The sequence below is a fragment of the Pseudomonas rhizozeae genome (assembly GCF_031583775.1).
Taxonomy (GTDB): domain Bacteria; phylum Pseudomonadota; class Gammaproteobacteria; order Pseudomonadales; family Pseudomonadaceae; genus Aquipseudomonas.
Window position 1 is genome coordinate 64,282 of record NZ_JAVLSB010000042.1, and the last position, 6,019, is coordinate 70,300.

Below are 6,019 nucleotides of genomic sequence, written 5' to 3' on the forward strand. Positions count from 1 at the left end.
ATCAGTTCCTCATACCCGGCCCAGGGCAAAGCCCTTGGCTACGTGGTTGCGCACAAACCAGATCACCAGCATGCCCGGCAGGATGGTCAGCACCCCCGCCGCCGCCAGCACACCCCAGTCAATCCCTGATGCCGACACCGTGCGGGTCATCACCGCAGCGATCGGCTTGGCGTTGACCGACGTCAGGGTCCGCGCCAGCAGCAGTTCGACCCAAGAAAACATGAAACAGAAGAACGCCGTCACGCCGATCCCGGAACCGATCAGCGGGATGAAAATCTTCACGAAAAACTTGGGGAAACTGTAGCCGTCAATGTAGGCCGTCTCGTCAATTTCTTTCGGCACCCCGGACATGAAGCCTTCGAGGATCCACACCGCCAATGGCACGTTGAACAGACAGTGCGCCAGGGCCACGGCAATGTGGGTATCGAACAGGCCGATCGACGAATACAGCTGGAAAAACGGCAGCAGGAACACCGCCGGCGGTGCCATGCGGTTGGTCAGCAGCCAGAAGAACAGGTGCTTGTCGCCGAGGAAACGATAGCGCGAGAAGGCATACGCTGCCGGCAGCGCCACGCTCAGGGAAATCACCGTGTTCAGGCTGACGTAGTACAGCGAGTTGAGGTAACCGTTGTACCAGCTCGGGTCGGTGAAGATCACCTTGTAGTTGGCCAGGGTGAAATCCTGCGGAAACAGGGTCAGGCCGCCAAGGATTTCAGTGTTGCTCTTGAACGACATGTTCAGCAGCCAGTAGATCGGCACCAGCAGGAACAGGATGTAGATCAGCAGCGGAATCAGCTTTCTCTTGCTCATGATGGGCCTCAGCGGTTGGCGTCAGAGTGAGTCATGGCGGTGTAGAACAGCCAGGACACCAACAGGATGATCAGGAAGTACACCAGCGAGAATGCCGCGGCCGGGCCCAGGTCGAATTGGCCGATGGCCATTTGCGTCAAGGTCTGGCTGAGGAAGGTCGTGGCGTTGCCCGGCCCGCCGCCGGTGAGCACGAACGGTTCGGTGTAGATCATGAAGCTGTCCATGAAGCGCAGCATCACCGCAATCAGCAGCACGCTTTTCAACTTGGGCAACTGGATGTGGCGGAACACCGCCCAGTTCGACGCCCGGTCAATGCGCGCCGCCTGGTAATACACGTCGGGGATCGCCCGCAGCCCGGAGAAGCACAACAGCGCCACCAGCGAGGTCCAGTGCCACACGTCCATCACCAGCACCGTGACCCAGGCATCCATGGTGTTGGCCGCGTAGTTGTAACTGATGCCCATGGCGTTGAGGCTGGAACCGAGCAAGCCAATGTCGGCACGGCCAAAAATCTGCCAGATGGTGCCGACCACGTTCCACGGGATCAGCAACGGGATCGCCAGGATAATCAGCACCAGCGACGACCAGCGGCCCTTGGTCGGCATGGTCAGGGCGATGGCGATGCCCAGGGGGATTTCAATCAGCAGCACGCAGGCCGAGTAGATGAACTGGCGCAGCAGCGAATCGTGCAGGCGCGGGTCGAGCAGCACTTGCTTGTACCAGTCGGCGCCGACGAAATAGCGGCTGGACTGGTCGAAGATGTCCTGCACCGAATAGTTGACCACGGTCATCATCGGGATCACGGCGCTGAACGCCACCAGCAGGAACACCGGCAGCACCAGCCACCAGGCCTTGTTGTTCTGGACCTTGTTCATGACTGCGCCTCCAGCAGGTATTCATCGGCGTAGACCATCAGCCATTGCGCCGGAAAACTGATGTACGCCGTGCCTTCGGGCACCGGTTTGTCTTCGGCCAGGCGCACTTTCAACGGCGCGCCATCGAGGTTGAGGGTCATGATTTTGTAGGTGCCGAGGTCTTCGACGTGCACCACTTGGGCTTGCATCGCGTCTTCGAACGGCTCGTCCCAGACGTGCACGAACTCCGGGCGAATCCCGACTTTCAGGGTTTTCCACTCGCTCTCGGCGATGCGTTGCTGCATCGCCTCGGGCAATGGCAACCGGGTCGAGGCGAAACCGACGCCGCCGGGCTGCGGCGTGACCTCGATCAGGTTCATGCCAGGGCTGCCGATGAAATAACCGACAAAGGTGTGGCTCGGCCGTTCGAACAACTCACGCGGGGTGCCGAACTGGACGATCTGGCCGCCGTACATCACCGCGATCTTGTCAGCGAAGGTCGAGGCCTCGAGTTGATCGTGGGTCACGTAGACCATGGTGATGTTGAACTGCTCGTGAATCTGCTTGAGCTTGCGCCGCAGTTTCCACTTCAGGTGCGGGTCGATCACCGTCAGCGGTTCGTCGAACAGGATCGCCGACACGTCGTCACGCACCAGGCCACGGCCCATGGAGACTTTCTGTTTTTCGTCGGCGGTGAGGTTGCGGGCCTTTTTGCTCAGCAGGTTTTGCAGGTCGAGGACTTCAGCGATTTCCTGGACCTTGCTGTGGATCTTCGCCTCGGCCATGCCCTGGTTGCGCAGCGGGAAGGCCAGGTTGTCGAACACGGTCATGGTGTCGTAGACCACCGGGAACTGGAACACCTGGGCGATGTTGCGTTTCTCCGGGGTCAGGTCGTTGACCACTTTGCTGTCGAACATCACCTGGCCCTGGGACGGGCTGAGCAGGCCGGAAATGATGTTGAGCAAGGTCGACTTGCCGCAGCCGGACGGCCCGAGCAACGCGTAAGCGCCGCCCTGTTCCCAGATGTGGTCCATCTCGCGGATCGCGTAATCCTCAGGCCCGGTCGGGGTGCTGGTGTAGCTGTGCGCGAGGTTGTGCAAACGAATTTCGGCCATCAGGCAACCCTCGCAACGCGTCGACCGGGAGCCTGGACCAGGCGCCCCTGTGCATCGAACACAAACAGTTTATGGGTCGGGATGTAGATGCGGATCGGCGCATCGACGTCGTACTCATGCACGCCAGGCAAGTGCAGCACCAACAGGAAATGCTCGTTGCGCACATGCAGGAAGGTTTCCGAACCGCTGATTTCCGCCACTTCCACGGTCACCGCCAGTTCGAGGTCGTCGTCGTTGCTCGGCACCAGCGAGATGTGGCTGGGGCGCACACCGAAGCGGAACTCGCCCTCGCCCACCGGGCGCAGGTCGACGTTCAGCGGGAAGTGCACGAAGTTGGCGAAGCTCACTTCGTTGCCGGCAATCCGCCCCGGCATCAGGTTGATCGGCGGCTCGGAGAACAGCTCGGCCGCCAGCACGGTTTTCGGCTGGTGATACACCTCGGTGCTGACGCCGCTCTGCACCACTTTGCCTTCGTGCAGGATCGTCGTGGTGCCGCCCAGGGCCAGCGCCTCGTTGGGTTCGGTGGTGGCGTACACCGCAATGGTGTGGCGCAGCTTGAACAGCTCGCGCATTTCCTGGCGCAGTTCTTCGCGCAGCTTGTAGTCGAGGTTGACCAGGGGTTCATCGAACAGGATCAGCTCGGCATCCTTGACCAGCGCGCGGGCCATCGCCGTGCGCTGCTGCTGGCCGCCGGAGAGTTCCAGCGGATAGCGCTTGAGAAATTTCTCGATGCGCAGCATGCGCGCGGTCTCCTGCACCTTGCTCTGGATGATCTCGTTAGAGACCCCGGCCTGGCGCAACGGCGAGGCGATGTTCTCGAACACCGTCATGGTCGGGTAGTTGATGAACTGCTGATAGACCATCGACACGTTGCGCAAGCGCACCGGGCGCTGGGTGACGTCGACGCCGTTCATCAGCACGCGGCCGGTGTCGGGCTTGTCGAGGCCGGCCATCAGGCGCATGAGGCTGGTCTTGCCGGACAAGGTGCGCCCAAGCAATACGTTGAACGAACCGGGTTCGAAACGGAGATTCACATCGTCGATCCAGATCTGGCCCTCGACGGTGCGGCTGACGTGTTCCAGGGTTAATGACATGGCTCGGCCTTTTTATTTTTGGAGTCAAGCGGTGCCTTCCCTATAGCGACATCTGTGCCAGATTTGTTAACCCATTGATTTTGCTGGATTAGCCGTTAGCAGACTGACCGGTCAGGTTCACAGATGAACAGAAATGAACAACCGCGACTGAACAATTGAACAGCTCAACGATTGACAATGAACAATAGTGAACAACACTCTATAGATGCTTTTTGTCCGCGAAGACGGGCGCCATAACAAAAACAAAGAAGCATTTCGAGACTGCCCATCATGGCCGCACCTGTTCAACAGACCCACGAAGCGATCATTCAGGACTCCTGGTCACGCTGCCGCGCATTCGGCCTTGATCACCAGAGCACTCCCGCCTTCGATCAGTTGCCCGCCGACGGCATCGCCCAATTGCTTGAGAGCCAGCACTCATTGGTGCAGACCACCCATCAGGAAGTGCTGCCGTACTACGAAAACATCCTGAGCAATTCCAATTGCCTGATCATGCTCGCCGACAACCAGGGCCAAGTCCTCACGTCCTGGGGCACCCAGCGCTTTATCGAGCCCAGCCTGGCCCGTGGCTTCAGCGCCGGCGCCAGCTGGATGGAACGTTGCAGCGGCACCAACGCGATCGGCACTGCCCTGGCCTGCGAGCAGGCGGTGCACATCGAGCACGATGAACACTTCCTCAAGGCCAACCGTTTCATGACCGGTTCTGCGGCGCCGATTTTCGATGCCGAGCGCAAGGTCATTGCGGTGCTGGATGTCTCCAGCGACAGCTACTTGCCGCCCTCGCACACTCTGGGGATGGTCAAGATGATGAGCCAGACCGTGGAAAACCGGCTGATCCTCAACCTGTTTCACGGCCAGCACTTTCAACTGACGTTCAATACCGGTTTGAACAACCTCGACAGTCAGTGGGCCGGGCTGCTGATTTTCGATGAAAGCGGTCAGGTACTTTCGGCCAATCGCCGCGCCGACAATTTGCTCGGCATCAGCCTGTCGCGGGTCAGTGTCGAGAGCCTGTTCAAGGTGTCGCTGCTGGAGTTGCTTAATCAACCCGAGGGCTTGCCGTTCTCCTTGCAGGCGTCGGGGCGCAATCGTTTTCAGTGTTTGCTGAAACGGCCGAAACAAGTGCCGATCCAGGCACGTTACTTCGCCGAGCCGTCCAGCGTGCCGGCGCCAGTCAGCGCCGACGGCATCAGTTTGAAGAGCTTGCATTTTGGCGACAGCCGCGTGGAAAAAGCCGTGCGCCAGGCCGAGCGCCTGCTGGAAAAAGACATTCCGCTGCTGATCCACGGTGAGACCGGCGTCGGCAAGGAAGTGTTCGTCAAAGCCTTGCACCAGGCCAGTTCACGCTGCAAACAGCCGTTCATTGCAGTGAACTGCGCGGCGATCCCCGCCGAGCTGGTGGAATCCGAGCTGTTTGGCTACGAGAAAGGCGCGTTCACCGGCGCCAATCAAAAAGGCAGCATCGGCCTGATTCGCAAGGCCGACAAAGGTACGCTCTTCCTCGATGAAATCGGTGACATGCCGCTGCCGACCCAGGCGCGGTTGTTGCGGGTCTTGCAGGAGCGCTGCGTGCAACCGGTGGGCAGCAGCGAGCTGTTCCCGGTGGACATCCGCATCATCTCGGCCACCAACCGTTCCCTGCGCGAGCAGGTGCAACTGGGGCGTTTTCGTGAGGATTTGTACTACCGCATCGGCGGTTTGACCTTGGAGCTGCCGCCGCTGCGTGAGCGCAACGATAAGCAGGCGCTGTTCAAGCGCTTGTGGGAACAGCATCGCGAGCCGACCCAGTGGGCCGGGCTGACCCCGGAAGTGCTGGCACTGTTCGAGCGTCACCCGTGGCCGGGCAATTTGCGCCAAGTCAGTAGCGTGATGCAGGTGGCGCTGGCCATGGCCGAGGAACAACCGATCCGCCCCGAGCATTTGCCGGATGACTTTTTCGTCGACCTCGACATGGAACCGGTGGAAACCGCCGAGCCGCTGGTGGTGGACCTCAACGATGCCGAGGATTTGAACCGGCAGTTGCAGGCAGCGGGGGGGAATATTTCACACTTGGCGCGCCGGTTGGGGGTCAGCAGGAATACCCTTTACAAGCGCTTGCGCCAAGCTGATTGAGCAATGGTCGGGGAGCCTGTGCCAGGCGTTACAT

At 60.2% G+C, this 6,019-nt stretch carries 5 protein-coding genes; 1 reads left to right on the plus strand and 4 read right to left on the minus strand.

Going from position 1 to position 6,019, the window contains the following annotated elements; all coding sequences use genetic code 11:
- Nucleotides 1-9: 9 nt before the first annotated feature.
- The 4 genes from RG836_RS13285 to RG836_RS13300 are packed head-to-tail and all read right to left on the minus strand — an operon-like array spanning nucleotide 10 to nucleotide 3,873.
- Entirely contained in the window at nucleotides 10-810 is an 801-nt protein-coding gene (locus tag RG836_RS13285) for a carbohydrate ABC transporter permease (RefSeq protein WP_150615212.1), read from the minus strand.
- Nucleotides 811-818: 8 nt separating this feature from the next.
- The gene (locus RG836_RS13290; RefSeq protein WP_310846020.1) at nucleotides 819-1,685 is read right to left on the minus strand and encodes a carbohydrate ABC transporter permease; all 867 of its coding nucleotides are present in this window, start codon (nucleotides 1,683-1,685) and stop codon (nucleotides 819-821) included.
- Complete coding sequence (locus RG836_RS13295; protein ID WP_310846022.1) at nucleotides 1,682-2,779, minus strand: ABC transporter ATP-binding protein; 1,098 nt, start codon at nucleotides 2,777-2,779, stop codon at nucleotides 1,682-1,684. The genes RG836_RS13290 and RG836_RS13295 overlap by 4 nt, the downstream gene beginning before the upstream one ends.
- Complete coding sequence (locus tag RG836_RS13300; RefSeq protein ID WP_310846024.1) at nucleotides 2,779-3,873, minus strand: ABC transporter ATP-binding protein; 1,095 nt, start codon at nucleotides 3,871-3,873, stop codon at nucleotides 2,779-2,781. Before RG836_RS13300 ends, RG836_RS13295 begins: the two co-directional genes overlap by 1 nt.
- Before the next feature lie 270 nt (nucleotides 3,874-4,143).
- Here RG836_RS13300 and RG836_RS13305 point away from each other — a divergent pair, with 270 nt between their 5' ends.
- Nucleotides 4,144-5,985 carry a sigma-54-dependent Fis family transcriptional regulator gene (locus RG836_RS13305; RefSeq protein WP_310846025.1) on the plus strand — a complete coding sequence of 614 codons (1,842 nt, stop codon included), beginning with the start codon at nucleotides 4,144-4,146 and terminating at the stop codon, nucleotides 5,983-5,985.
- The last annotated feature ends 34 nt before the right edge of the window (nucleotides 5,986-6,019 follow it).